Annotated in this window: 25 protein-coding genes; 17 read left to right on the forward strand and 8 right to left on the reverse strand. The window is 72.5% G+C overall.

All coding sequences use genetic code 11. The features are described 5' to 3' along the window. The first annotated feature begins 47 nt into the window (after positions 1–47). Together I4Q55_RS24305 and I4Q55_RS24310 are read left to right on the forward strand one after the other, a co-directional pair. Positions 48–1,412, forward strand: coding sequence for a PLP-dependent aminotransferase family protein (locus I4Q55_RS24305; RefSeq protein ID WP_206790780.1), 1,365 nt, complete (start codon positions 48–50; stop codon positions 1,410–1,412). A 369-nt stretch (positions 1,413–1,781) separates the two neighbouring features. Next, positions 1,782–2,876, forward strand: coding sequence for a D-alanine--D-alanine ligase family protein (locus tag I4Q55_RS24310; RefSeq protein WP_206790781.1), 1,095 nt, complete (start codon positions 1,782–1,784; stop codon positions 2,874–2,876). Here I4Q55_RS24310 and I4Q55_RS24315 read toward each other — a convergent pair. Together I4Q55_RS24315 and I4Q55_RS24320 are read right to left on the reverse strand one after the other, a co-directional pair. After that, the gene (locus I4Q55_RS24315) at positions 2,873–3,409 is read right to left on the reverse strand and encodes a DUF3515 domain-containing protein (RefSeq protein ID WP_206790782.1); all 537 of its coding nucleotides are present in this window, start codon (positions 3,407–3,409) and stop codon (positions 2,873–2,875) included. The genes I4Q55_RS24310 and I4Q55_RS24315 overlap by 4 nt on opposite strands. A gap of 19 nt (positions 3,410–3,428) precedes the next feature. Beyond that, positions 3,429–3,662, reverse strand: a complete 234-nt coding sequence (locus I4Q55_RS24320) for an Lrp/AsnC family transcriptional regulator (RefSeq protein ID WP_003091994.1) — start codon at positions 3,660–3,662, stop codon at positions 3,429–3,431. Between the two features lie 137 nt (positions 3,663–3,799). On the opposite strand from I4Q55_RS24320, the gene I4Q55_RS24325 reads away from it, so the two are divergent. After that, positions 3,800–4,756 carry a thiamine-phosphate kinase gene (locus I4Q55_RS24325; protein WP_206790783.1) on the forward strand — a complete coding sequence of 319 codons (957 nt, stop codon included), beginning with the start codon at positions 3,800–3,802 and terminating at the stop codon, positions 4,754–4,756. 16 nt (positions 4,757–4,772) lie between these two features. Beyond that, the gene (locus tag I4Q55_RS24330) at positions 4,773–5,252 is read left to right on the forward strand and encodes a GNAT family N-acetyltransferase (protein WP_206790784.1); all 480 of its coding nucleotides are present in this window, start codon (positions 4,773–4,775) and stop codon (positions 5,250–5,252) included. Here the strand turns inward: I4Q55_RS24330 and I4Q55_RS24335 are convergent. Next, positions 5,239–6,441: a glycoside hydrolase family 27 protein gene (locus I4Q55_RS24335; RefSeq protein ID WP_307793290.1), complete on the reverse strand. Its 1,203-nt coding sequence runs from the start codon at positions 6,439–6,441 to the stop codon at positions 5,239–5,241. The genes I4Q55_RS24330 and I4Q55_RS24335 overlap by 14 nt on opposite strands. A gap of 34 nt (positions 6,442–6,475) precedes the next feature. Between I4Q55_RS24335 and I4Q55_RS24340 the strand changes: the two genes are divergently transcribed. The 3 genes from I4Q55_RS24340 (at position 6,476) to rpmB (ending at position 8,092) form a co-directional block, all read left to right on the forward strand. Further along, positions 6,476–7,006, forward strand: a complete 531-nt coding sequence (locus I4Q55_RS24340; protein ID WP_206790785.1) for a gamma carbonic anhydrase family protein — start codon at positions 6,476–6,478, stop codon at positions 7,004–7,006. A 30-nt stretch (positions 7,007–7,036) separates the two neighbouring features. Further along, a complete protein-coding gene (locus I4Q55_RS24345; RefSeq protein WP_206790787.1) occupies positions 7,037–7,714 on the forward strand; it encodes a uracil-DNA glycosylase in 678 nt (225 codons plus the stop codon). 150 nt (positions 7,715–7,864) lie between these two features. Next, positions 7,865–8,092, forward strand: coding sequence for a 50S ribosomal protein L28 (rpmB, locus tag I4Q55_RS24350; protein WP_206790788.1), 228 nt, complete (start codon positions 7,865–7,867; stop codon positions 8,090–8,092). Between the two features lie 313 nt (positions 8,093–8,405). Here rpmB and I4Q55_RS24355 read toward each other — a convergent pair whose 3' ends face one another. Beyond that, positions 8,406–9,449, reverse strand: coding sequence for an SAM-dependent methyltransferase (locus tag I4Q55_RS24355; protein WP_242546607.1), 1,044 nt, complete (start codon positions 9,447–9,449; stop codon positions 8,406–8,408). Positions 9,450–9,460: 11 nt separating this feature from the next. Further along, positions 9,461–9,784 (reverse strand): hypothetical protein, encoded by a 324-nt coding sequence (locus tag I4Q55_RS24360; RefSeq protein ID WP_206790789.1) that lies wholly within the window; start codon positions 9,782–9,784, stop codon positions 9,461–9,463. Between the two features lie 357 nt (positions 9,785–10,141). Between I4Q55_RS24360 and I4Q55_RS24365 the strand changes: the two genes are divergently transcribed. The 3 genes from I4Q55_RS24365 to I4Q55_RS24375 are packed head-to-tail and all read left to right on the forward strand — an operon-like array spanning position 10,142 to position 14,332. Then, the gene (locus tag I4Q55_RS24365; RefSeq protein WP_206790790.1) at positions 10,142–11,713 is read left to right on the forward strand and encodes a DAK2 domain-containing protein; all 1,572 of its coding nucleotides are present in this window, start codon (positions 10,142–10,144) and stop codon (positions 11,711–11,713) included. A 4-nt stretch (positions 11,714–11,717) separates the two neighbouring features. Further along, positions 11,718–13,871, forward strand: coding sequence for an ATP-dependent DNA helicase RecG (recG, locus tag I4Q55_RS24370; RefSeq protein ID WP_206790791.1), 2,154 nt, complete (start codon positions 11,718–11,720; stop codon positions 13,869–13,871). A gap of 47 nt (positions 13,872–13,918) precedes the next feature. After that, positions 13,919–14,332 (forward strand): GNAT family N-acetyltransferase, encoded by a 414-nt coding sequence (locus I4Q55_RS24375; RefSeq protein ID WP_307793291.1) that lies wholly within the window; start codon positions 13,919–13,921, stop codon positions 14,330–14,332. Here the strand turns inward: I4Q55_RS24375 and I4Q55_RS24380 are convergent. Next, complete coding sequence (locus I4Q55_RS24380; protein WP_206790792.1) at positions 14,313–14,927, reverse strand: TetR/AcrR family transcriptional regulator; 615 nt, start codon at positions 14,925–14,927, stop codon at positions 14,313–14,315. The two genes, I4Q55_RS24375 and I4Q55_RS24380, sit on opposite strands and share 20 nt — an antisense overlap. Before the next feature lie 31 nt (positions 14,928–14,958). Here I4Q55_RS24380 and I4Q55_RS24385 point away from each other — a divergent pair, with 31 nt between their 5' ends. The 7 genes from I4Q55_RS24385 (at position 14,959) to I4Q55_RS24410 (ending at position 24,277) form a co-directional block, all read left to right on the forward strand. Further along, positions 14,959–16,110: an erythromycin esterase family protein gene (locus tag I4Q55_RS24385; RefSeq protein WP_206790793.1), complete on the forward strand. Its 1,152-nt coding sequence runs from the start codon at positions 14,959–14,961 to the stop codon at positions 16,108–16,110. Between the two features lie 36 nt (positions 16,111–16,146). Then, entirely contained in the window at positions 16,147–17,865 is a 1,719-nt protein-coding gene (locus I4Q55_RS24390; protein WP_242546608.1) for a caspase family protein, read from the forward strand. Beyond that, positions 17,790–18,638: a hypothetical protein gene (locus I4Q55_RS49360; RefSeq protein ID WP_242546609.1), complete on the forward strand. Its 849-nt coding sequence runs from the start codon at positions 17,790–17,792 to the stop codon at positions 18,636–18,638. Before I4Q55_RS24390 ends, I4Q55_RS49360 begins: the two co-directional genes overlap by 76 nt. A 43-nt stretch (positions 18,639–18,681) precedes the next feature. Beyond that, complete coding sequence (locus tag I4Q55_RS24395) at positions 18,682–19,566, forward strand: S8 family peptidase (RefSeq protein WP_206790847.1); 885 nt, start codon at positions 18,682–18,684, stop codon at positions 19,564–19,566. A 208-nt stretch (positions 19,567–19,774) separates the two neighbouring features. Further along, positions 19,775–19,978, forward strand: coding sequence for a hypothetical protein (locus I4Q55_RS24400; RefSeq protein WP_242546665.1), 204 nt, complete (start codon positions 19,775–19,777; stop codon positions 19,976–19,978). A gap of 113 nt (positions 19,979–20,091) precedes the next feature. Further along, positions 20,092–23,469 (forward strand): pyruvate carboxylase, encoded by a 3,378-nt coding sequence (locus I4Q55_RS24405; RefSeq protein WP_206790797.1) that lies wholly within the window; start codon positions 20,092–20,094, stop codon positions 23,467–23,469. Positions 23,470–23,485: 16 nt separating this feature from the next. Further along, positions 23,486–24,277 (forward strand): arginase family protein, encoded by a 792-nt coding sequence (locus tag I4Q55_RS24410; RefSeq protein WP_206790799.1) that lies wholly within the window; start codon positions 23,486–23,488, stop codon positions 24,275–24,277. A 21-nt stretch (positions 24,278–24,298) separates the two neighbouring features. Here I4Q55_RS24410 and I4Q55_RS50220 read toward each other — a convergent pair whose 3' ends face one another. After that, positions 24,299–24,661 carry a GntR family transcriptional regulator gene (locus I4Q55_RS50220; protein WP_206790800.1) on the reverse strand — a complete coding sequence of 121 codons (363 nt, stop codon included), beginning with the start codon at positions 24,659–24,661 and terminating at the stop codon, positions 24,299–24,301. Then, positions 24,658–25,353, reverse strand: coding sequence for a hypothetical protein (locus I4Q55_RS24420; protein ID WP_206790801.1), 696 nt, complete (start codon positions 25,351–25,353; stop codon positions 24,658–24,660). The genes I4Q55_RS50220 and I4Q55_RS24420 overlap by 4 nt, the downstream gene beginning before the upstream one ends. Positions 25,354–25,404: the final 51 nt, after the last annotated feature.

The following is a 25,404-nucleotide window of genomic DNA, read 5'->3' on the forward strand; positions in this document are numbered from 1 at the left end:
CGGCCACTTCTCGTACACTTGGGAAGTCCACTCTCGCAGGAGGTCCCGTGTCCGACACCGCGCTTCCGGTCAGCTTGGACCGCGCGGCGGTCACACCGCTGGCGGTGCAGCTGGCGGACGCGCTGCGCGAAGCGGCGGCGAGTGGCCACCTGCGCGGCGGCGACCGGCTGCCTTCGACGCGGGCCCTGGCCGGCCGCCTCGGCGTCAGCCGCACGGTGACGTCGGCGGCGTACGAGCAGCTGCACGCCGAGGGCTGGATAGCGGGCCGGCACGGCTCCGGGACGTACGTGACGACACCGCCTTCGTCCTCGGCTTCCTCGGTCCCGGCGCCGGCTGTCCCGGCGGTCGAGGCGGTGTCCCCGGTGCTGCTGGACCTCGGCCCGGGAACGCCGTGGGCGGCGGGGCTGGACCGCGCGGCCTGGCGCCGGGCCTGGCGGGCGGCGGCCGACCCGGAGCCACTGGTGCGGGCCCACCGTGCGGGGCTGCCGGAGTACCGCGCGGCGGTGTCGGAGCACCTGCTGCGCCACCGCGGGCTGGCGGCGGGATCGGTGCTGGCCACGGGCGGCACGACGGCGGCGGTGGTCGAGCTGGCGGCGGCGGTGCTGGAGCGCGGGGACGTCGTCGCCGTGGAGGAACCGGGGTACCAGCGGGCGGTGCAGGCGTTCCGGCGGGCGGGCATGCGGGTGGTGGGCGTGCCGGTGGATGACGAAGGGCTGCGTCCTTCCGCGATTCCGCCCGATGCCAGGGCGGTGTACTGCTCGCCGGCGCACCAGTACCCGATGGGCAGCAGGCTGAGCGCGGCGCGGCGGGTGTCGCTGGTGGAGCGGGCGCGTGCCTCTTCGATGCTGGTCATCGAGGACGACTACGACGGCGAGCTGCGGTTCGACGTGGCACCGCTGCCGATGCTGGCTTCGCTGGCGCCGGACGTGGTGGTGCATTTGGGGACGACGTCGAAGATCCTGACGCCTACTTTGGGCGCGGGCTGGATGGTGGCGCCGGAAGCGATCACTTCGGCGGTGCTGGCGTACCGCGATTTGACCGGAACGCGGCCATCGCCGGCGGGGCAGCGGGTGTTGTACGAGTTCGCGCGGAACGGGGACCTGGGCCGTCACCTGCGGAAACTGCGCCGCGAGATGGCGGAGCGGCGGACCCTGCTGGCGGGAGCGTTGTCGGCGGCGGGGGTACCGGTGCGCGGGGACGACGCCGGGGCGCACCTGGTGGCGCCGTTTTCGTCGGCCGCGGTGGAGGCGTCGGTGATCGCGGCGGCCGAGCGGCGGGGGATCCGGCTTGACGGGCTGGCGCGGCACTTCGCGGGGCCGCCGTCGGCGCACGGGGTGGCGATCGGGTACGCGGGTTGTTCGCGGGAGGCTTTGGTGGCGGCTTTGCCGACGCTGGTGGCTTTGCTGCGCTGAGGTTTGTTCCGGGCCGTTGTCCACAGGGTGGCCGTGATGTGGAGAAGCTCGCTTTGGGCGGGGGCTTTTCGGGGGTTTTTGTCGGGCGGGGGCGATATTGTCAATTCGGTGGTGGTTCCCCCTGGGTGGGCGGGTCCTGTCTTGGGGGCGGGGGCGTGGGACGAGAGGGTTCCGGCCGGCGGATGTGGCGCGGCTGGAGCCGGCCCGGTGAGTCCGGCCCAGCCGACCGAGCCCAGCCAAGGGCCTGCCAAGCCCTCCGATACACAAGACGTGCCAAGCCCGTCACCGGTTGCGTTCACCGCTCACCACCGCCCGCCCGCCGCACCGGGCTCGGCTGTTCCCTGAGGTCACCGGGTACGGTGGCTCACCATGAGCGAGAAGATCCGGGTGGCCGTCGTGTTCGGCGGGCGCAGCAGCGAGCACACCATCTCGTGCCTGTCCGCCGGTAGCGTCCTCGGCCACCTCGATCCCGACCGGTTCGAGGCCGTGCCCGTCGGGATCACGCGCGAAGGCCGGTGGGTGCTCGGCACCGGTGACTCCGCTCAGCTCGCCATCCGCGGCCGGGAACTGCCGTCCGTCGACGACGGTAAGGGGCTCGTCCTCGCCGGGGATCCCTCCAGTCAGGGCCTCGTCGCCGTGGAACCCGGGCGGGAAAGCGAAATGCTCTCCCGGGTCGATGTCGTCTTCCCCGTCCTGCACGGTGCCTTCGGTGAAGACGGCACCATCCAGGGCCTGCTCGAACTCGCCGGCATCCCGTACGTCGGGCCCGGCGTGCTCGCCAGCGCTGCCGCCATGGACAAGGAAACCGCCAAGAAACTCCTTGCCGCCGAAGGGCTTCCGGTCGGGACCTACTCCGCTCTCAAGCGGGGGCAGTCCACTTTGGACGAGCGCGAGAAAAGCAAGCTCGGGCTGCCCGTGTTCGTCAAGCCCTCGCGGGCGGGCAGCTCCGTCGGGATCTCGCGGGTCGCCGACTGGGCCGAACTCGACGCCGCCATCGAACTCGCGCGTGCCACCGATCCGAAGGTGCTCGTCGAGGCCGCCGTCGTCGGGCGGGAGGTCGAGTGCGGGGTCCTCGAATTCCCCGACGGCCGCGTCGAGGCTTCGCTGCCCGCCGAGATCCGCGTGCTCTCCGAGGACGAAAACGCCTGGTACGACTTCGAAACCAAGTACCTCGGCGACGACGCCGAACTCGACATCCCCGCCAAGCTCGACGACGCCCTCACCGAGAAGCTCCGCGCGATGGCCGTCGAAGCCTTCCGGGCGCTCGACTGCCAGGGGCTCGCGCGCGTCGACTTCTTCGTCACCGAAAACCACGAACTGATCATCAACGAGGTCAACACCATGCCGGGCTTCACGACGAAGTCCGCCTACCCGAAGATGTGGGAGGTCACCGGCATGGACTACGCGACGCTGCTGACCACCCTCGTCGAGACCGCGATCGCCCGGGGAACCGGTCTCCGCTAGGAGAACCGCAGCGGCTTCGGAGCCAGCTTCGCGGCCACGGTGTCCGAAATCGCCTGCAGCGGGCCGGTCCCGGCGCTGTCCGGCACGGTCAGCGCCGCGTAGACCTCCCGGTCCACCACGTACCACGTCGACGCGCCCTCGCCCGGCACCTGCAGCCACTGCACCTTGTTCACCAGCCGCAGCTGGGCCGTCGGCGTCAGCTCCGGCGGCCGGTCGAGGCCGCAGCGCAACACCACGGGATCGCCGGAACCCCAGGCCACCGTCGCGGGCGGGGCCGGGTCGGCCAGCGCGCGCACCTTCAGGGAAGCGCCGTTCGACGTCAGCTCGGTGGGCACCGCCCCGAGCAACGTCGTACACCCCGGCGACCCCGCGAACGGCGCCGGCACGGCAACGAGCGGCAGCGGCCCCGCGGAGTCCGCGGGGGACGGCCGGGTCAGGGCGAACACGGCGACGGCGACCGCCAGGGCCACGGCCAGCGCGGCCGCCGTGACGAGCACCACTCGCGGCGGCGCACCAGTGTCGGAGTCAGGCACCCGACCACTACACCACTGCTCAGAGGTGGACGACCGGGCAGGTCAGCGTCCGGGTGATCCCTTCCACGTTCTGCACCTTCGCCACCACGAGCTGGCCCAGCTGGTCGACGTTGTCGGCGGCCGCGCGGACGATGACGTCGTACGGTCCGGTGACATCCTCCGAGCTGGTCACTCCCGGGATGCTGGAGATCTCGGCTGCCACCGCGGCCGCCTTGCCGACCTCGGTCTGGATGAGGATGTATGCGTGGACCACGGCGCGCCCTTTCGTCGGGATCGATCGGCTCAAGGTAGGAACGTCATCAGCAACGTATCGCCAGCTCACGGAAAAACATAGGGCATCCGACTATCGGTGATCGATCTTTGTCCCGGTAGAGAAAGCAGAGGTGACCGGTGTCACCGAACGACGGAACGGTCGCCGAGACCGGCGAGTTCGCGCTCATCAGAGCCGTCACCGAAGGACGGCGCCAGCCCCCGGGCACCCTGCTCGGCCCGGGCGACGACGCCGCCGTGGTCGCCGCCCCGGACGGGCGGGTGGTCGCCAGCACCGACGTCCTCGTCCAAGGTGTCCACTTCCGCCTGGACTGGTCCTCGCCCGAGCACGTCGGGCGCAAGGCCGTCGCGGTCAACCTGGCCGACGTCGCCGCCATGGGCGCCACCCCGACCACCGTCCTGGTCGGGCTCGCCTGTCCGCCCGACACCCCGCGCGCGGTCGTCACCGGGCTGGCCGACGGCATGTGGGCCGAGGCCGAGCGCGCCGGCGTCGGCGTCTCCGGTGGCGACATGGTCCGCGCCGACCAGCTCGTGATCAGCGTCACGGCCCTCGGCGACCTCGGCGACCGCGAGCCGGTGACGCGCTCGGGGGCCCGGCCCGGTGACGTCGTCGCCGTCAACGGGCGGCTCGGCTGGGCCGCGGCCGGCCTGGCCGTGCTCGGCCGCGGCTTCCGGTCCCCGGTCGGTGTGGTCAACGCCCAGCGCTGCCCGGAACCGCCCTACGAAGCCGGGCCGCGTGCCGCGCTCGCCGGGGCCACGGCCATGATCGACGTCTCCGACGGCCTGCTCGCCGACCTGGGCCACATCGGCGAGGCCTCCGGCGTCGGCATCGACGTCCGCACCGCCGACCTCGACATCCCCGCCCGGCTCACCGAGGTCGGCGCCGCCCTCGGCGCAGACCCCCTGGACTGGGTGCTCACCGGCGGTGAGGACCACGCCCTGGCGGCCACGTTCCCGCCGTTCACCGAGCTGCCCGACGGCTGGCGCGTGATCGGCGTCGTCACCATGGCCGAGTCCGGCATCACCGTCGACGGGAAACCGTTTTCGCGAGAAGGCGGCTGGACGCACTGGCGCTGATCTAGGCTGCGGAAGCGTGAGAATCGTTCCGGTCCCCTACGACCACCCCGACGCGGCCAAGCTCATGGCCGCGGTGCAGCAGGTGTACGTCGAGCGTTACGGCAGCGAGGACGCCACCCCGATGAGTCCCGCGGACTTCGACCCGCCGGAGGGCGTGTTCCTCGTCGGCTACCAGGGCGAGGAAGCGGTCGCCTGCGGGGCGTGGCGCGCCCACGACGGCCCGGCGCCCGACTTCCAGGACGGCGACGCCGAGTTCAAGCGCATGTACGTCGCCGATTCCGCCCGCGGCCGCGGCTTCGCGCGGATGATCCTGTCCGAGCTGGAGCGCACGGCCGCGCTGTGCGGCCGCAAGCGCGCGGTCCTGGAAACCGGGACGAAGCAGCCGGAAGCGATCGCGCTCTACACGTCGTCGGGCTACACGGAGATCCCGAAGTTCGGCGTCTACAAGAACGAGCCGGAAAGCCTCTGCTTCGGCAAGGAACTCACCGGGGTGTGAGCTTCAGCAGGGCCGCCTGATGCGGCCGCAGGGTCGCCGAGACGTCGGTGCCGACGTCTCGGTGGGCCCACAGGTCCCGGACGTTCCACGACCCCGGGATCGACGCGGAGACGGTCGCGGGGGGGGTGGCGGGGGTTTGCAGCACCACCCCCGAACCCCCCTCCCCCCCGGGGGTACCCCCCACCTGGTAGCCGGGGCCCGCGTCGAGCCGCCGTCCCTGGCCGCCCGCGAAGTCCTGGTCGACGGCGATCGCCTCGGCGTTGCCCAGGGTCGCGAGGTCGGCGTCGCTCAGCTTCGCCGGGTCGGTGCCGGCGAACAGCGGCGCGTTCAGCACCGCCCAGACGCTGAAGTGTGCGCGGGACTCGTCGGCGGTCAGCGTGCCGTTGCCCACCTGGAGCATGTCCGGGTCGTTCCAGCCGCCGGGGGAGCCGCTGTGGACGGCGACGGCGGCCTGCTGGTCGATCGTCGCCAGCACGGAATCCCAGGTCGCGACCAGGTCGTTCGTGGTGCGCCAGAGGTTCGCCACCGGCCGCGCCCAGGTCCACGGGCTGGAGACGCCGTACTCGGAGATCGCGTAGACGATCGGGCGGGGCAACGCGGCCAGCTCGTCGCGCATCTTCTCGAACGCCGCTTTCCGGTCGAGGCCGTCGACGGTGTCGGCGTTGCACCAGTCGTACTTCAGGTAGTCGACGCCCCAGCGGTCGAACGTCTCGGCGTCCTGGCGCTCGTGGCCGAGCGAGCCGATGCCCGACGCCGGGTAGGCGTCGTTCGCCATCGCGCAGGTCCGGCTGCCGGGCACGGCGTAGATGCCGAACAGCAGGCCGCGCGAGTGCACGTAGTCGGCGAGTTCGGCGATCCCGTGCGGGAACCGCGTCGGGTCCGCCCGCAGCGAGCCGTCGGCGGCCCGGGTGGGCGCCTGCCAGCAGTCGTCGACGACGACGTACTGGTAACCCGCGTCACGCAGGCCGGTGTCGGCGAGCGCGTCGGCGGCCTTGCGGACGACGTCCTCGGTGAGGTCGTGACAGCGGACCTGGTTCCAGCTGTTCCAGCCCATCGGCGGGGTGCCGGCCAGGCCGTTCGCCAGTGCGGGGGCCGCCGTGGGCAGGCTGAGCAGCCACGTCAGTACGACGAGGAGGAGCACGAGCGGGCTGGTTTTCTGCTTCGCGGCGATGCCGTGATCCAATCGCACGGGAAGTGAAACCGCGGTCACCCCCGGAGGCGGCATGCCGATCTACGCACTCGGATCTCTCGAGCCGACGATCCACCCCGACGCCTACGTCCACCCGGACGCCACGGTCATCGGTGACGTCCGGATCGGCGCGCACGCGTCGGTGTGGCCGCAGACCGTGCTGCGCGGCGACCACGGGTACATCGAGATCGGCGAGCGGTCGAACGTCCAGGACGGTTGCGTCCTGCACTGCACCGAGCGGCACCCGACGATCCTCGGGCCGTCGTCGGCGATCGGGCACGCGGTGCACGTCGAGGGCGCGACGATCGGCACCGGCTGCCTGATCGCGTCCGGCTCGGTGGTGCTCAACGGCTCGGTCGTCGAGGACGGCGGCATGGTCGGCGCGGGCGCGGTGCTCTCGTACGGCAGCCGCGTCAAGACCGGCGAGATCGCGCTGGGCGTGCCGGCGAAGGTGCGGGAGAACAAGTCGTTCGGGCCGGAAAGCATCGCGATGGTCGTGGATTCCTACGTGGAACGCGGGAAGCGGTTCCGGACCGAGCTGAGGCGGCTCGACCCGCTCGGGTGACGCCGGCCACGCCCGGTAGGCTTGCGCGCCGTGACCGCACGACCGCTGCAGGACATCGTCGAGGCAGGCTGGGCGCAAGCCCTCGAACCGGTGGCGCCGCAGGTCGCCGCGATGGGGGAGTTCCTCCGCGCGGAGATCGCCGCGGGCCGGACCTACCTGCCGGCGGGCGAACACGTGCTGCGGGCGTTCAAGCAGCCGTTCCACGACGTCCGCGTGCTGATCGTCGGCCAGGACCCGTACCCGACGCCGGGGCACGCGGTGGGCCTGAGCTTTTCGGTGGCGCCGGACGTCCGGCCGATCCCGAAGAGCCTGGTCAACATCTACAAGGAGTACTGCGACGACCTCGGCCACCCGCTGCCGGCCAACGGCGACCTGACGCCGTGGGCCGAGCAGGGCGTGCTGCTGCTCAACCGGTCGCTGACCGTGCAGCCCGGGAAGTCGAACTCGCACCAGGGCAAGGGCTGGGAAGCGGTCACCGAGCAGGCGATCAAGGCCCTCGCGGCCCGGCCGGAGCCGATGGTGGCGATCCTGTGGGGCCGCAACGCGCGGAACCTGCGCCCGATGCTGGGCGAAGTGCCGTGCATCGAGTCGGCGCACCCGAGCCCGCTTTCGGCGCACAACGGCTTCTTCGGCTCGCGGCCGTTCAGCCGGGCCAATCAGCTGCTGGAGCAGCAGGGCGCGGCACCGGTAGACTGGAAACTTCCCTAGCGGCCGTCGGGCACGCGGGTGACCATGGCTCCGACGGGGTGCCGAAGGAGCGTCGATTCCCAGAGTCTACACTACGGGTAGGCGGCAGAGGGTCCTCCGAGAGGACGGCGATGATCTGCGCCTGGGACGCGTATTGAAACGGAGAGCTCGATGTCTAAACGCTGTGACGTATGCGGCAAGGAACCTGCCTTCGGCAGGCAGGTGGCGCGTCTCGGTGTCCGTGCCCAAAAGCGGCGGATCAAGGGCCGCTCGGCTCGGATGTTTTACCCGAACATTCAGGCGATGAAAGCCGTCATCAATGGCACCCCGGTTCGGTTGAAGGTCTGCACTTCGTGCCTGAAGAAGGGCAAGGTTGCCCGGAAGCCTTCGGCAGCCTGATTCAAGCTTTCGGGCCGGTGAGCCGGCCTGCGCACAATTACGCCCGGCTTTGACGTACGGGTCCGGCGTGCGCGGGCATGGCGGCCGGCCCGTGTGGTGGCGCGGGCGGTGGGCGTGAGGCTGGTCGGGCTGGGGGCGCGGCCCGGCGGCAGCCACGGCCGGCCCCGGTTCGATCCGCCTGACGCACCTGCCCGACCGGCCGGGCACCGCCGTCGCCGGTGCGGCCGGTCTCGTCGCCGGCGGATTTCGATCACGGCCGGGCGCCCCGCGTCCCCTTCTCCGCCGTTTCGCGCCGCGCCTCACCATTCTCGGTTCACCGGCATTCGGCGACCACGGTCACTTCGTGCCTGTTGTGGTGCAGCTGCCGTGCGGTGCGCACCCGGTAACGCCGGCGCAGCAGGTCGAGGCAGTCGCGCACGGTCTTCACCGGCCGGTGTGCGGAAAGCTTCAACGTCATGACGGTCAAGGCGCCCGGCTGCAGCCGCTCCGCCGCGTCCAGCATCAGCTTGCACGACAGCTGCGGATCCATCTTCATGTCGTTGACGACCATGTCGAACCGCTGTCGTTCGCTCCTGAAGAAGGCGCCCGCGGTCATCCGCACATGACGCACGCCACGATCGTGGCGCAGTTTGTCGTCGAGGTCGCCGGGATCGACCGCCCACACCGTGATTCCGTAGCGGCGGAGAACGTGGGTCCAGCCACCGGGGCTCGCGCCGAGGTCGAGCGCCGTTCCCGATGCCGGGGGACGGATGCCGAACGCCTGGAACGCCTCCTCCAGCTTGAACTCGGCCCGGGAGACCTGGTCGTCGCTCCGGGCCAGCCGGGTCCGGCCGCCCGGCCAGTCGCTCAGCTGCTCGGCGGGGGAGGCGAGGCCGACCAGCAACCCGGTCTTGGTGAGGCAGAGGGACAGCGTTCGCGGCAGACCGGCGTGCCCGGTCTTCTTCCCCAGGTCGGCCAGCGCCGCCGTGCAGCGCCGAGCCAGCTCTCCCGACCCGTAGGGCACGGGGTTCTGCCCGCTCACCCACGCCTGGATCGCGAATTCGTCGCCACCGGCCGCGGTGGCCACCTGCTGGACGGCGGCGGCCGCGGCCTCCAGGTCGCGGGCCACCGGCAGCGGCAGGCTCGCCCGCTCGGCGGTCAGGTGCTTCACGAAAACCACCGGCTGGTCGCGGCACATCCCGGCGAGCTGTCCGAGCTGGACTCCCGGGCCGGACAGCCTGCCGAGGTCCGGGCCGAGCCGGTGCACGCTGACGGGCCCGGCCTGGTTCGCGGCGTAGGCGCCGAGCAGCTCCGTTTTGGCGTCCTGGAAGTACTCCGGAGAGGTCGAAAACAGCACTGGCTCTCCGTCTTGGGTCATGGAAAAGCATGCTAGTCGGCACCGGCCGCCCGGCTCGGCCCGGTCTCGCTGTCGTCCGTCCGCCGCGCCGCGGTTGCCGTGAAGCCGAATTGGGCGGTTCCCTGCGGGAGCCGGCAGGCGACCACCGCACCGGCCGCGGTCGTGGCGACGAGCAGCCCGAAGGCCGCCGTGTAGGAGAAGCGGTCGACCAGCCAGCCCATCAGCAGCGGGGAGACGGCGGCCGCGAGGTCCGCGCCGAAATCCCGCCCGGCCCGGACCGTCGGCTCGGCGGTCGTCAAGGCGACGTAGCCGTAGGAGTTCTTCGAGCGCACGAGCTGGCGGACGTCGTCCGGCATTGCGGCCGTCTCCTCGTTCTGGGTCAGCCGGGTGAATCGAGCCAGATGTCCTGTGCCGGGAAGGCGCCGACCACCCGCAGCCCGGCCTCGGCGAGCACCTTCGCCATCGGATTGGCGCCGGCGAAAAGAATTTCGTGGCCCGCGGACCGTAGGCCGGCAATGCCACAAAAAGGATTCGCGTCGGCTCAAAACAGCCGCCATTTCACATATCGGCCAGTGTGCGAATCAGGGCGGGTTTTCTTTTCCGGCGGGCGCCTGAGATGATGTGTCACGAACGTGCTCCGCATCCTCGCCCGGCTGAGCGGGCGCGGGCACCGGGTCGATACGCTGCCCCGTGACCGGTCAGGAGGTTGCGGGGTGCGGGTGCTGGACGCGGCGGCGGTGTCGGCCTGGGCGGCAGGCTGCGTGCGCAGTCTCGCGAGCCTGCGGCCGGCCATCGACGAGATCAACGTCTACCCCGTCGCCGATTCCGACACCGGCTCCAACATGCTCTTCACGATGACCGGCGCGGCCGCCGAGCTGGAAAGCGCGCAACCGGAAACCGCCGCCGGCGCGCTGAAGATCCTCGCGCGCGGCGCGGTCGCCGCCGCCAAGGGCAACTCCGGGGTGATCCTCTCCCAGGTCGTACGCGGGCTGGCCGACCGTGCCGAGGGCGACCTGGACGGCGCGTGGCTGGCCCGGGCGCTCGGCCACGCCGACGAGGTCGCCACCGGTGCCGTGAGCCGGCCGGTCGCCGGGACCATCCTGACCGTCCTGCACGCCGTCGCCCTCGCCGTCCGCGGCGACACGGCGCCCCTCGGCGAAGTCGCGCGGAAGGCCGCGGAAGAGGCCGCCCACGCCCTGGAGAAGACGCCCGAGCAGCTGCCCGCGCTGGCCAAGGCGGGGGTCGTCGACGCCGGGGCGCGCGGCCTGGTCGCCGTGCTCGACGCGCTGGTCGGCGTGCTCACCGGCGCCCCCGTCGAGCAGGACCACGCCCTCGAAGCCCCCGCGCACGCCGAGGCCTACGCCTGGGAGGTCATGTACCTGCTCGACGGCGTCGACGAGGCGAGCCTGCCGACCCTGCGCAAGGAGCTGAGCGGCCTCGGCGACAGCGTCACCGTGGCCGGCGACGGCTCGGGCAGCCACGCCGTGCACGTCCACTGCGCCGACATCGGGGCCGCCATCGAGGCCGGGCTCGCGCTCGGCCGCCCGCGCAGGATCCGCGTCGAGCCGCTGCTCACGCCGACGCCGATCGAGCCGGGCGGCGGGATCGACCGCACGGTCGTCGCCGTCGTCCACGGCGGCGCGCTGGCCGAGCTGCTGCGCGCCGAAAGCATCCCGGTGCTGGCGGTGCCCGAGGGCGCGACACCGAGCGTCGAAGACATGATCGGCCTGCTCAACGAGGCCGCCGGGCAGCAGGTGACCGTGCTGCCCGGCAGCGTCGCGCTCACCGCCGCGGCCGACGCCGCGGCCGGGCACGCCATGGCCGCGGGCCGCGACGTCGTGGTCATCCCGTGCGCGTCGCCGGTGCAGGTGCTGGCCGCCCTCGCCGTGCACGACGCCGGCCGCCGCACCAACGACGACGTCGTCGCGATGGCCGAAGCGGCCGCCGCGACCAGGCGTGGCGAACTGCGGATCGCGCAGGAGGAGTCGCTAACCTGGGTGGGCCGGGCCCAGTCCGGTGACGTGGTCGGCCTGGTCGACGACGAGGTGGTGCTGATCGAGCCGGCGCCCGCGTCCGAGACGAACCTGGTCGCGGCCGCGATGAAGGTGCTGAACCGGATGCTGGCGCTCGGCGGGGAGCTGGTGACGGTGCTGAGCGGGGCGGCGGCCCCGCCGGGCGTCGCCGAGGAGCTCGCGGAGCAGCTGCGGGTGGAGCACCCGGAGGTGGAGCTGGCCGGCTACGCCAGCGGCCAGACCGGCGCCGTGCTGCTGATGGGAGTCGAATAGCGAGATGGCCGGACTGCGCGACAAGCTGCCGCTGCTCCTGGGCGCCAAGACGGCTAAGGCGCTCGCCACGTCGTTGGACATCGAGACGGTCAGCGACCTGCTGCGCCACTACCCACGCCGTTACGCCGAGCGCGGCGAGCTCACCGACATCCACGGCCTCGAGCTGGGCGAGCACGCCACCGTGCTGGCGCGCATCGAAAAGGTGAGCAAGCGGCGGATGAAGGCCCGCAACGGGACCATCCTCGACATGGTCATCACCGACGGGAAACGCCGGTTGACCTGCGCGTTCTTCAACCAGGCCTGGCGGGAGAAGGACCTCGTGCCCGGCAAGACCGGCCTGTTCGCCGGCAAGGTGTCGGCGTTTCGCGACACCCTGCAGCTGACCAACCCCGAGTACGAGCTGTTCGAGGCCGACCGCGCCGAAGAGGCGATGGACGACTTCCTCGCCGCGATCATCCCGGTCTACCCGGCGGCCCAGGGCATGCCGACCTGGTCGATCGCCAAGTGCGTCCGGCAGGTCCTCGACGTCCTCGAGGTCGACGAGGACCCGATGCCCGCGGAGCTGCGGCGGCTGCACAAGCTGGCCGACCTCGACAACGCGCTGCGCGGCATCCACCGCCCGGAGAACTGGGCGCACCTGGAGGCGTCGAAGAAGCGGCTCAAGTGGGACGAGGCCATGGCCGTCCAGCTGATCTTCGCGCAGCGGCGGCACTCGGCGATCTCGCGCCCGGCGAAGGCGAACCCGCACGTCAGCGGCGGTCTCCTGGATGCCTTCGACAAGCGGCTGCCCTTCGACCTCACCGCCGGCCAGCGGGGGATCGGCGACGAGATCGCCGCGGACCTGGCGTCCGAGCACCCGATGAACCGGCTGCTGCAGGGCGAGGTCGGCTCGGGCAAGACGGTCGTCGCGCTGCGGGCGATGCTGCAGGTCGTCGACAACGGGCGGCAGGCCGCGATGCTCGCGCCGACCGAGGTCCTGGCCGCGCAGCACGCCCGGTCGCTGCGGGAGATGCTCGGCGACCTCGGCCAGGCGGGCGAGCTGGGCGCGGCGGAGACTGCCACCCGCGTCACGCTGCTCACCGGGTCGATGGGCGCGAAGGAGCGCAAGAAGTCGCTGCTGGAGATCGTCAGCGGCGAGGCGGGCATCGTCGTCGGCACGCACGCGCTGATCCAGGACCACGTCGAGTTCGCCGATCTCGGCCTCGCCGTCGTCGACGAGCAGCACCGCTTCGGCGTCGAGCAGCGGGACGCGCTGCGCACCCGCGGGTCCGGCGACACCAGCCCGCACGTGCTCGTCATGACCGCGACACCGATCCCGCGCACGGTCGCGATGACCGTCTACGGCGACTTGGAGGTGTCGGCGCTGCGCGAGATGCCGGTCGGGCGGTCGCCGATCGCCACCACGGTCGTGCCGGTCGCCGAGAAGCCGGCCTGGTTCGAGCGGATCTGGCAGCGGGTGCGCGAAGAGGTCGGCAAGGGGCACCAGGCGTACGTCGTGTGCCCGCGGATCGGCGACGAGCCGCCGTCGGACAAGAGCGACAAGCGGCCGCCGCTCGCGGTCCTCGAAGTCGCCCCCGAGCTGGAGCACGGCCCGCTGCAGGGCCTGAAGATCGGCGTGCTGCACGGCCGGATGCCCCCGGACGACAAGGACGCGGTGATGCGCGCGTTCTCGGCGGCCAAGCTGGACGTTCTCGTGGCCACCACGGTGATCGAGGTCGGCGTCAACGTGCCGAACGCGACCGCGATGGTGATCATGGACGCCGACCGCTTCGGCGTCAGCCAGCTGCACCAGCTGCGCGGCCGCGTCGGCCGGGGCAGCGTGCCGGGGCTGTGCCTGCTGGTCACCGAGGCCCTCGACGGCACGGCGACCCGCGAGCGGCTGGCGGCGGTCGAGTCCACCACGGACGGTTTCGAGCTCTCGCGGCTGGACCTGGAGCTGCGTCGCGAAGGCGACATCCTCGGCGCCGCGCAGTCCGGGAAGCGGTCCACGCTGAAGCTGCTGTCGCTGCTGCGCGACGAGGACGTCATCGCCGCGTCCCGGGCGCTGGCGCAGGAGCTCGTCACGCAGGACCCGGAGCTGACGAAGTACCGCGGCCTGGCCCAGATGGTCGCCGACGTCGTCGACGTCGAGCGCGCGGAGTACCTGGAGAAGAGCTGATCCGCCCGGCCACGGCCGCCGACGCCGACGCGATCGGTGACGTCCACGTGCGGTCGTGGCAGGCGGCGTACGCGGGCCTGCTGCCCGAGGACTTCCTCGCGCGCCTCTCGGCCGGGGAACGGGCGGCTTCGTGGGAGCAGCGCATCCGCGAGGGCGCCGGGCAGGTGCTGGTCGTCGAGGAGGACGGCGTCGTTGTGGGCTTCGCCGCCTTCGGGCCTTCGCAGCTGTACGCGCTGTACCTGCTGCCGGAGTTCTGGGGGCGGGGGCTCGGCCAGGCGTTGCACGACCGGGTGGTCGCCGCGATGCCCGGCGAGACCGCTGTGCTGTGGGTGCTCGCGACCAACGAGCGGGCGAAGGCCTTCTACCTGCGGCAGGGCTGGGTGGACGACGGCGAAAGCGCGACCGAGCAGCTCGACGACGTCACCCTCGACGTGGTGCGGTTCAGCCGTCCGTTGCCGTGAACACGCCGGCTTTCGCGGCCACCGCCGCGGCTCTCGCGGCGACGCCGGCGTCCTCCGGCGTGACGCCCTCCCGGGAGATCAGCAGCCGGTAGAAAACCGGCCCGCAGGCCACCCGCACCACTTCCACCGGGTCGGTGCCGGGCGGGACCTCGCCACGCTCGAGCGCGCGGTGCACGGCGGCCGCCGAACGGGCGTGGCGGTCGACGTAGAACTCGCGCAGGGCCTCGGCCGCGCGCGGGGAGAGGAACGCCGCCGAGATCGACGCCATCGGCAGCTCGCGCTCGCCCGGGGTGGTGAAGTAGCGCACCAGCTCCAGGTTGATCGCCCGCAGGTCGCCTTCGAGGGAACCGGTGTCCGGCACGGCCCAGTCCTGCTCGGCGCCCAGCAGCAGGGCCGCCGCGACCAGGCCTTCGGCCGACTCCCAGCGGCGGTAGAGCGTCGTCTTGTGCACGCCGGAGCGCTCGGCGACCGCCTCGACGGTCAGCTCCGCGTACCCGCGTTCGCCGAGCAGCTCCAAGGTGGCGTTGAGCGCGGCCAGGCGGGTCCGCTCGGTGCGGCCGCCCGGGCGCTTCGTCCCGGAAATCTCGGTTGCCAACTGCTACTCCTGTTGCGTTAGTGTGCTCAGTATGCCAGACACCGTCACCGTCGCCGCCCTCGCCGACCTGATCGGCGACGCCGAGGTCGTCGCCATCGGCGAGAACAACCATCACATCCGCGAGTTCGGCGTGTTGCGCGACCGCCTCCTGCGCCACCTCGTCACCGAGCGCGGCTTCACCGTGCTCGGGTTCGAAGGGGGCTTCCCCGAGGGGCACCTGGTCGACGCGTGGCTGCGGGGCGGCCCGGGCGAGGTCGCCGACATCGCGCGGGACGGCTTCACCTTCGGCCTCGGCGACTCGGCCGAGGTGCACGAGATGCTGACGTGGCTGCGCGGCCGGGACGTCCGGTTCTTCGGCCTCGACGTGCCGAGCTCGGCCGGCTCGCCGGTACCGGCGCTGCGGGCGTTGCGGGCGGAGGTCCTGCGCGTGGACCCGGCCAACGTGTCCCTTGTGGACAACGCGCTGGCCGCGTGCGAGCCGTACGCGTCGGTGAGCAGCGCGGTCGCGCCCGGTCGCTACGGGGAGATGAGCCAGGAGGCCCGGGACGCGGCGACGACCGCGCTGACCGTCCTCAAGGGACACGTGGAGTCCCTCCGGTACGGTGCCGTCGCCGAGCACCACGCGGACGGCGCCCTGCGCGTCGACCTGTACCTGCGGGAGCTGGCCGCGCTGATGGCGGGCCGCGCGCCGGAGCCGCAGAGTTCGTCGCGGGACACCTACATGGCGGCCACCGTGCGGCTGCTGCGGCGGCAGTTCCCCGGCGAGAAGATCGTGCTGATGATCCACAACGGACACCTGCAGCGCGTACCGTTCTCGCCGATGCCGGGCATGACGGCGCCGTCGGCGGGCACGCACCTGGCCGCGGAGCTGGGCGACAGGTACTTCGCGCTCGCGTTGACCGCCGTCTCGGGGACGACGACCGGGCTGGTGCCCGACCCGGCTTTCCCGCTGGGGTTCCGGATGTTCGAGCAGGCACTGGAAGAACCGGCGGAAGGCAGCGTGGAGGCGGAGCTGGCTTCGCGGGCGCCGTGCGTGGTCGCGCGTCCCGCGGCGTCGGGCATCCGGCACGCGCACATGGCCGTGTCGGTCGATGTCGCTTCGGCGTTCGACGCGGTGGTTTGCCTGGAAAAGCAGGAAACGATTTTCGCGGGCCGAGCCGAACAGGTGCGCCCGTTCGGCTGATTGCCGCACTGCGCCGGGCGGGCGTTTCCTACCGATATGGCCGGGCGGAGGCGGGCGCTGATCGTCGCCAACGGCGAGTACGACAACGCGGGGCTGCAGCGGCTGGGCTCACCCGCGGCGGACGCCGACGCCCTGGCCGCGGTGCTCGGCGACCGGGCGATCAGCGACTTCGAGGTGTGCGTGGTGCGGAACGAAACCGCGCACGTCGTCCAGGCGGAGATCGAGGACCTCTGTGCGGAGGGCCGCCCCGACGACGTCCTGCTGATGCACTTCTCGTGCCACGGCCTGAAGGACGACTCGGGCGGGCTGTACTTCGCCGCCCGCAACACGCGGCCGGACCGCCTGCGGTCGACGGCGGTGCCGGCGCAGTTCGTGCAGCAGTGCATCCGGCAGAGCCGGTCCCGCAGCATCGTCCTGCTGCTGGACTGTTGTTACGGCGGGGCGTTCGGCCAGGGCGTGGCGGTCCGGGCCTCCGGTGACGCGAACGTCCTCGACAGCTTCCGCGGCGGCCGCGGCCGGGCGGTCATCACGGCGTCGAACTCGATCGAGTACGCGTTCGAGGGGGCGAAGCTGGCCTCGGACGAGCCGGCCCAGCCGTCGGTGTTCACGTCGGCACTGGTCGAGGGCCTGCGCACGGGCGAAGCCGACCGTGACGAGGACGGCTGGATCGCGCTGGGTGAGCTGTACGAGTACTTGTTCGACCGCGTCCGCGAGCGCAACCCGAAGCAGACACCGAGCCGCGACATCGAGATGCAGGGCGAGCTGTACCTGGCGAAGAGCAGAAGGCGGCGCATCAAGCCATCCCCGATCCCGGCCGACCTGGCGGCGGCGATCGGCGCGGAGAACCCGTTCACCAGGCTGGGCGCGGTGGCGGAGCTGCGCCGCCGGTTGTCGAGCCCGAACCTGCCGGTGGCGGTGGGCGCGTTCGAGGCACTGCGGGCGATGGCATCGACGGACATCGAGCACGTGGCCGCGGCGGCATCGGAGGCGATGTCGTCCGCGGTGGTGCGACCGGACGTCGAGTCGGTGCGCTTGTCGGCGCCGGCGGGTGGGTCGGCGGCGGGGTCGTTGCGGGTGCTGGGACCGCCGGTGGCGCGGGAGGTGCGGTTCGAGGCGTCCCACCCGTGGATAGCGGTGACGGAGGTTCCGGGCGGAGCTGCGCTTGCCGTGACGGCGGGGGAAGCGGGCGTGCGGCGCGGCAAGGTCGTGGTGAGCGGGCCGACCGGGGACGCCGTGGTGACGGTGGAGATCGAGGCCCTGCCGGTGGCGGAGGTCGAGCCGGGCTCGGCAGCCGGGGCCGGCCGGGCTGCGGCGGGGGCCGGCTCGGCGGTGGCTGCGGGGCCCACACCGGAGCCGGAGCCGACCGCGGAGCGGGAGCCGAAGCGCGGGCCGCAACCGGACGAGGTCCCCCGGCCGGCCCCGGCGCGCCCCGGACCGGAGCCGGCCGACCACCCCAATGTGGCGTTGGTTGCGTCTGACGCACCCAATGTGGCGGGGGGGGGGGGCGGCCCCCCCCCCCCCCCCCGGGGGGCCCCCCCCCCGGGCGCCGCGGCCGCCCCCCCCCCCATGTGGGTTTGTTGGCTTCTTCCCCCCACTGGGGGGGGTGGGGGCCCCCCCCCCCCCCCCCCGCCACATTGGGGCGCACTGCCGATGCCGAGCCTGCCGCCCGGACCGGCGCCGTGGATCCCGTCGGCGGGTTCGCCGGGGTCCTCGCGATCGCCGGCACCGTCTTCGCCGTGGCCGGATGGCCGCTGAAGTACCGCTGGGACAGCTACACCCTCGCCGAATACCGCCCCGGCATGGAGTACTACGTCGGGCTCGTGGCCGCCTGCGCGTTGCTCGCCGGGGTGCTGACCCTCGTGCCGCGAACGCGCGCGCGGACCGGGCCCGCGCTGCTGACCGGCGTGGGGCTGGCGGCGCTGTTCGGGCTGGCGCGGTTCGTCGGCGAGAGCGTCACCCTGTCCACGGCTTCGGCCGCCGGGTACACCTTGGCCGGGTTCGCCGGCGAAAGGGCCGCCGAATCTTCGGGCACCGGGCTGAACGCCGGCTTCACCTTCGTTCTCCTCGCGCACCTGGCGTGGGTGCTCGCCGGGGCCTGCGCGCTGGTGGCCCTGCGCCGGAACCCCGCCGTCGGCCTGGGTACCGGGCCGGTGCGCGGCTGGGCGGCCTGGGCGGCGATCGGGCTGGGCGTGCTGCTCGGCGCCGGGTGGATCGCCCAGCTGGTGGAACTGTCCGCCTACGACTCCGACGGCGCCGGCCGCAACGCCGCCTACTTCGTCCTCGGCGCGCTCCTGGCCGTCGTCGTGCCCGTCGTCGCCGTGGTGCTGAGCCCGCGTCCGGTCGGCTGCGCGGTGCTGGCGGCGGGCCTCGCCGGCCTGGCCGGCGTGCTGGCGCCGACCTCCGCCGCGCTGGAGGACCACTCCTCGCTGACCTACGCGGGCCAGGTGATCGCCATCGTGGCGCTCGTGCTGCTCGTGATCGACACGGTCGTCCTGTCCCGGAATCAGCCGATCGGGCGACAGCCCTGAGTTGTCACCCGGTCACCGCCGGGGTACCACGACGATCATGAAGATGCTTCTCGCGGCCGTCGCCGTGCTCGCCGGGCAGGTTTCGGCCGGCGGGGTGCAGCCGGACCCGCCCAGCTGGGGGCTGGACCGGATCGACCAGCGGACCGGGCTCGACCACGCCTACCACTACGCGAGCGACGCGTCGGGCGTCACGATCTACGTGATCGACAGCGGCGTCGACGCGAAGCACCCCGACTTCCAGGGCCGCGTCGCGCCGGGCCGGGACTTCCTCAACGGCGGCTCCGACACCACCGACAGCAACGGCCACGGCACCCGCCTCGCCGGCATCGCCGCGGGCAAGGACTACGGCGTCGCGAAGGGCGCGCAGATCGTGCCGGTGCGGGTGCTCGACTCCGGCGGCGGGGGCGCGACCGACCAGATCATCGCCGGGATCGACTGGGTCGCGCAGAACGCCCAGCAGCCGGCGGTCGCGCTCCTCGGCATCGGCGGCGTGCCGAACGACCAGCTCGACGCCGCGGTGAAGCGGCTGGCGGCGGTGATGCCGATCGCGGTCCCGGCGGGCAGCGAGACGGCCGACGCGAGCGGCTTCTCGCCGGGCCGGGTGCCCGAGGCCCTGACGGTGGCGGCGTCCGACGCCCAGGACCGGCCGGACAAGTCGTCGAACTCGGGCCAGGACGTCGACCTGTACGCCCCGGGCACGGACATCCCGTCCCCGATAGCGGGCGGCACGACGGCGGGCCCGGAATCGGGCACCTCGGTGGCGGCGGCCTTCGCGGCCGGCGTGGCGGCGCTGTACCGCGCGCAACACCCGGAGGACACGCCGGCCCAGGTCGGCGAGGCCCTCGTGAAAGCCGCGACGCCGGACGTGCTCAAGGGCGTGCCGGAGGGCACGGCGAACCGGTTGCTGTACGCGCCGCCGAGCAGCTGAGACGCTGGGTTGTCCACAACCCGGCAGGGGTGTGGACACCTTGTCTGATCTGCGGCTTTGCCGGCTGGTTTGTCGGCCGGTCCCGATAGGATGGATTTGGGACCGGCCCCCTGGGAGGGTGGGTGCTGCGTCGGGGCCGCTGGTGCGCGGGGGCCCAGGGCGGCCGCGGCCCGGCTCCGGAAAGCCGACCCACGAGGAGGTGCACATCGTGCAGCGACGGCAACCCTCGTTCGACCTGGCCGAGCTGGTCGGCCGGAAGACCGAAGACGTCAGGGAACGCTGTGCGCGCGACGGCTTCCAGGTGCAGGTCATCGACCTGGACCGGCACCCGTGGGTCACCCTGGAGCTCAACCCCCACCGCATCCGGCTCTCCACGCGCCGAGGCGTCGTCGAAGAGTGCCACCAGGGGTGACCACCGAACCTCCTGGTCCGCATGATGTCCATCACCCGGGACTCAACTCCCGCAGAGCGGGAAAAACCGGGTAACGTGCGTTGACTTACCGATCCAAGAGGGAAGGACCGGGCATGTTCCGCAAGGTTCTGGTGGCCAACCGCGGGGAGATCGCGATCCGGGCGTTCCGCGCCGGCTACGAACTCGGTGCCGGCACGGTTGCCGTGTTTCCGCACGAAGACCGCAACTCGCTGCACCGGCTGAAGGCCGACGAGGCGTACGAGATCGGCGAACCCGGTCACCCCGTGCGCGCCTACCTCTCGGTCGACGAGATCGTCGCCGCCGCCAAGAAGGCCAAGGCCGACGCCGTCTACCCCGGCTACGGCTTCCTCTCGGAGAACCCCGATCTCGCGCGCGCGTGCGAAGAGGCCGGCATCACCTTCGTCGGGCCGAGCGCCGAGATCCTCGAACTCACCGGTAACAAGGCCCGCGCGGTCAAGGCCGCGCGCGAGGCCGGCGTGCCCGTGCTCGGGTCGTCCGAACCCTCCAGCGACGTCGACGCCCTGGTCGCGGCGGCCGGCGAACTCGGCTTCCCCGTCTTCGTCAAGGCCGTCGCGGGCGGCGGCGGGCGCGGGATGCGCCGGGTCGAGGACCCCGCCCTGCTGCGCGAGTCGATCGAGGCCGCCGCGCGCGAGGCCGAGTCCGCCTTCGGCGACCCGACCGTCTTCCTCGAAAAGGCCGTCGTCGAGCCGCGGCACATCGAGGTGCAGATCCTCGCCGACGGCGAAGGCAACGTCATCCACCTCTTCGAACGTGACTGCTCCGTGCAGCGGCGCCACCAGAAGGTCGTCGAGCTCGCCCCGGCGCCCAACCTCGACCCCGAGCTGCGCGACCGCATCTGCGCCGACGCCGTCAAGTTCGCCCGGCAGATCGGCTACCGCAACGCCGGCACCGTCGAGTTCCTGCTCGACAAGCGCGGCAACCACGTCTTCATCGAGATGAACCCGCGCATCCAGGTCGAGCACACGGTCACCGAAGAGGTCACCGACGTCGACCTCGTGCAGTCGCAGCTGCGGATCGCCTCCGGCGAGACCCTCGCCGACCTCGGGCTCAGCCAGGACCGGATCTACCTGCGCGGCGCCGCCCTGCAGTGCCGCATCACCACCGAAGACCCGGCCAACGGCTTCCGCCCGGACACCGGCATGATCTCCGCCTACCGCTCGCCGGGCGGCTCCGGCATCCGGCTCGACGGCGGCACCGCCTTCTCCGGCACCGAGATCAGCGCGCACTTCGACTCGCTGCTGGTCAAGCTCACCTGCCGCGGCCGGGACTTCTCCACGGCCGTCGGCCGCGCGCGCCGCGCCGTCGCCGAGTTCCGGATCCGCGGCGTGGCCACGAACATCCCGTTCCTGCAGGCCGTCCTCGACGACCCGGACTTCCGCGCCGGCCGCGTCACGACGTCGTTCATCGAAGAGCGCCCGCACCTGCTCACCGCGCGGCACTCCGCCGACCGCGGCACGCGGCTGCTGACCTACCTCGCCGACCAGACGGTCAACAAGCCGCACGGCGAGCGCCCGAAGACGCCGGACGCCACGCTCAAGCTGCCGAAGCTGCCCAAGGACGCCGAGCCGGCACCGGGCTCGAAGCAGAAGCTCGTCGAGCTGGGCCCGGCCGGGTTCGCCGAGTGGCTGCGGAAGTCGCCGCACATCGGCGTCACCGACACGACGTTCCGCGACGCGCACCAGTCGCTGCTCGCCACCCGCGTCCGGTCGAAGGACCTCCTCGCGGTGGCGCCGGTCGTCGCGAACACGCTGCCGGAGCTGCTTTCGCTGGAGTGCTGGGGCGGCGCCACCTACGACGTCGCGCTGCGGTTCCTCGCCGAGGACCCGTGGGAGCGCCTCGCCGCGCTGCGCGAGGCCGTCCCGAACATCTGCCTCCAGATGCTGCTGCGCGGGCGCAACACCGTGGGGTACACGCCGTACCCGACCGAGGTGACCACCGCGTTCGTCCAGGAGGCGACGAAGACCGGCATCGACATCTTCCGGATCTTCGACGCGCTCAACGACGTCGAGCAGATGCGCCCGGCCATCGAAGCCGTGCGCGAGACCGGGACCGCCGTCGCCGAGGTCGCGCTCTGTTACACCTCGGACCTGTCCGACCCGGCCGAAAAGCTCTACACGCTCGACTACTACCTCAAGCTGGCCGAGCAGATCGTCGGCGCCGGGGCGCACGTCCTGGCGATCAAGGACATGGCCGGGCTGCTGCGCGCGCCCGCGGCGACCAAGCTGGTCACCGCGCTGCGCAAGGAGTTCGACCTGCCGGTGCACATCCACACCCACGACACCGCGGGCGGCCAGCTGGCCACCTACCTCGCGGCGATCAACGCGGGCGCGGACGCCGTCGACGGCGCGGTGTCGTCGATGGCGGGCACGACGTCGCAGCCGTCGCTGTCGTCGATCGTGGCGGCCACCGACCACTCGGCCCGGACCACCGGGCTCGACCTGCGGGCGATCGGCGACCTGGAGCCGTACTGGGAGAGCGTGCGCAAGATCTACGCGCCGTTCGAGGCCGGGCTCGCGTCGCCGACCGGGCGCGTCTACGACCACGAAATCCCGGGCGGGCAGCTGTCGAACCTGCGCACGCAGGCCATCGCGCTGGGCCTGGGCGACCGGTTCGAGGACATCGAGGCGATGTACGCGGCCGCGGACAAGATCCTCGGCCACCTGGTGAAGGTGACGCCGTCGTCGAAGGTCGTCGGCGACCTCGCGCTGCACCTGGTCGGCGCGGGCGTCTCGCCGGCCGACTTCGAGGCGGAGCCGAACAAGTTCGACATCCCCGACTCGGTGATCGGCTTCCTGCGCGGCGAGCTGGGCGACCCGCCGGGCGGCTGGCCGGAACCGTTCCGCACCAAGGCCCTGGAGGGCCGCGCGGCGGCGAAGCCGGTCGCCGAACTGTCCGAAGAGGACCGCGCCGCGCTGGCGGCGGAACCGCGCCGGACGTTGAACCGGCTGCTGTTCCCCGGGCCGACGAAGGAGTTCGAGGCGCACCGCGAGGCCTACGGCGACACGTCGGTGCTGCCCAGCAAGGACTTCTTCTACGGGCTGCGGCCGGGGGAGGAGTACCCGGTCGACCTGGAGCCGGGCGTGCGGCTGCTCATCGAGCTGGAGGCCATCGGCGAGGCCGACGAGCGCGGCGTGCGCACGGTGATGTCGACGCTCAACGGCCAGCTGCGCCCGATCCAGATCCGCGACCGCTCGATCGCCTCGGACATCCCGGCGACCGAGAAGGCCGAGAAGGGCAACCCGAAGCAGGTCGCGGCGCCGTTCGCGGGCGTGGTGACGCTGCAGGTCGCCGAGGGCGACACGGTCGAAGCCGGGGCGACGGTCGCGACGATCGAGGCGATGAAGATGGAGGCCTCGATCACGGCGTCGAACGGCGGCAAGGTGGCCAGGCTGGCGATCACGTCGGTGCAGCAGGTCGAGGGCGGTGACCTTCTGCTGGTCCTGGAATGAGCGATACGCTCGGCGGATGCTGATCAACGCGGTACCGCAACGGCAGGGCGCGGCCGGACCGCGCGCGGCGGAGCTGCCGGACGGCTGTGTGGCCCTGTCCGAGCTGGCCGGGCACGTGCTCGGCCGGCCGGTGCACCACGTCCGGCAGACGCGCTCGGTGTCCGAAGTGGACCGTGGAATCGCCTCCCGGGCGGTGCTGACGGGCCCGAACCGCGCGGCCCAGCTGGCGGCCCTGGAGGCGCCGGCCGGCCCGGTACTGACGATCGGCGGCGACTGCGGCGTCGAGCTGGTGCCGATCGGCGTCGCGCGGTTCAGGTACGGCCCCGGACTGGGCGTCGTGTGGTTCGACGCCCACGCGGACCTGAACACGGCGGAATCGTCGCCGTCGGGCGCGTTCCACGGCATGGTGCTGCGGTCACTGTTCGGCGAGGGCGACCCGGAGTTCGCGGCCGCACCGGCCTTGGAGCCCGGCAAGGTGGCACTGGCCGGGACGCGCGTGTTCGACCCGGAGGAGCGGGCGGCGGTGGCGCGGGGCCTGGCGGTGACGTCCGTGGGCGAGCTGGCGGGCGTGGAGAAGCTGTACGTGCACGTGGACCTGGACGTGCTGGACCCGGCCGAGTTCGCGGGCCAGAACTACCCGGAGCCGGACGGCTGGACGATCGCGAGGCTGGTGTCGGAGCTGGACGCCCTGGCCCGGTTCGACGTCGTGGGCGCGGGGATCACGGAGTGCGTGGGCACGCCGCGCGAGGTCGAGGTCCTGGAACCGGTGGTGGCCGCGATCGGGCGGCTGCTCATGAGTGGCAATTAGGGTTCCAACCCGAATTACCACTCACGACGGGTAGGCCGCGCGGACGGCCTCCAGCGCTGTGTGGAGGTCGGCGCCGAGGTCGCTCGCCTGGGCCGCGAACTCCGCCGCGGCCGCCGCCAGCAGGGCCGAGCGGTCCGGGCGGCCCGACGGCATCGTCACCACCGTGCCGCGGGCCCGGGCCGTCGCCACCCAGCCCGCCGCCTCCAGCTCGCGGTAGGCCCGCGCCACCGTTCCCGACGCCAACCCCAGATCTCGCGCCAGCTGGCGGATCGGCGGCAGCCTGGCCCCCTCCGGCAACGCTCCCGCCGTCACCGCGCGGATCACCTGGTCGTGCACCTGCCGCCACGGCGCGACGCCGTTCTCCGTGTCGACGACGATCTTCACGCCGCCGCCTGCCGGTGTTTCGCCGGGGCCGTCACTGCCAGGAACGCCGCCAGGCCCGCCGCCACCGCCAGGAACGACCCGAAGCCGCCCACCGGCCAGCCGACGGCTGTGCAGGCGCCGATGCCCAGGCCAATGGCCACACGCGCGCTGCGGGTGCGCAGCGCCAGGTCGGCCCGCGCCGCACCCGACGGTGGGCGGCGGACCGCCAGCAGCGTGATCGCCGCGCTGACCAGCGCCGTGCCCGCGGCCACCGCCAGCAGCCGCCACTGCGCCGTCAGGCCCAGGTGCAGCAGCGAGCCCGCGGCCGCCAGCCCGCCCAGCACCACGATCCACGCCGGGACGACCCCCAGCAGCGTTCGCGGCGCCAGCTCGGCTTCCCGCCGCGGGCCACGGGCCGGGCGCTGCGCGAGCAGTTCCGCGATCAGGCCGCCCAGCAGCAGCGTGGCGAGGATCGTGCCGGCCGACGTGTCGTCGAGCAGCGGCGGGAGCGCGAGGAACAGCCACGGGTACCAGAGCCGGCGCCGCTTCAGGTAGCGGACGGCGAGCGCCACCTCCCCGGCGTCCGGGGCCGAAACGCCCCACCGCTCCAGCAAGCGCTTACCGTGCTTCTCGCCCGGCCAGAGCACGATCAGGATCGCCAGCCCGAACAGGCCCATGATCAGGGCCACCCCGAGCACGTTGTCCCACGGCATGCGGTTCCTCCTCCGCTTGTATCAAGCACATGATACAAGATTCGGGCGTAA

The sequence above is a fragment of the Amycolatopsis sp. MtRt-6 genome (assembly GCF_017308975.1).
Taxonomy (GTDB): Bacteria; Actinomycetota; Actinomycetes; order Mycobacteriales; family Pseudonocardiaceae; genus Amycolatopsis.

What these genes read in the sequence shown, in the direction of transcription:
- rpmB (WP_206790788.1), top strand. Translation starts at nt 7,865, where the DNA reads ATGTCTAAACGCTGTGACGTATGCGGCAAGGAACCTGCCTTCGGCAGG.
- I4Q55_RS24360 (WP_206790789.1), bottom strand. Translation starts at nt 9,784, where the DNA reads ATGCCGGACGACGTCCGCCAGCTCGTGCGCTCGAAGAACTCCTACGGC.
- I4Q55_RS24395 (WP_206790847.1), top strand. Translation starts at nt 18,682, where the DNA reads ATGCTTCTCGCGGCCGTCGCCGTGCTCGCCGGGCAGGTTTCGGCCGGC.
- I4Q55_RS24410 (WP_206790799.1), top strand. Translation starts at nt 23,486, where the DNA reads ATGCTGATCAACGCGGTACCGCAACGGCAGGGCGCGGCCGGACCGCGC.
- I4Q55_RS24355 (WP_242546607.1), bottom strand. Translation starts at nt 9,449, where the DNA reads ATGACCCAAGACGGAGAGCCAGTGCTGTTTTCGACCTCTCCGGAGTAC.
- I4Q55_RS24420 (WP_206790801.1), bottom strand. Translation starts at nt 25,353, where the DNA reads ATGCCGTGGGACAACGTGCTCGGGGTGGCCCTGATCATGGGCCTGTTC.
- I4Q55_RS24405 (WP_206790797.1), top strand. Translation starts at nt 20,092, where the DNA reads ATGTTCCGCAAGGTTCTGGTGGCCAACCGCGGGGAGATCGCGATCCGG.
- I4Q55_RS24310 (WP_206790781.1), top strand. Translation starts at nt 1,782, where the DNA reads ATGAGCGAGAAGATCCGGGTGGCCGTCGTGTTCGGCGGGCGCAGCAGC.
- I4Q55_RS24340 (WP_206790785.1), top strand. Translation starts at nt 6,476, where the DNA reads ATGCCGATCTACGCACTCGGATCTCTCGAGCCGACGATCCACCCCGAC.
- I4Q55_RS24385 (WP_206790793.1), top strand. Translation starts at nt 14,959, where the DNA reads ATGCCAGACACCGTCACCGTCGCCGCCCTCGCCGACCTGATCGGCGAC.
- recG (WP_206790791.1), top strand. Translation starts at nt 11,718, where the DNA reads ATGGCCGGACTGCGCGACAAGCTGCCGCTGCTCCTGGGCGCCAAGACG.
- I4Q55_RS24390 (WP_242546608.1), top strand. Translation starts at nt 16,147, where the DNA reads ATGGCCGGGCGGAGGCGGGCGCTGATCGTCGCCAACGGCGAGTACGAC.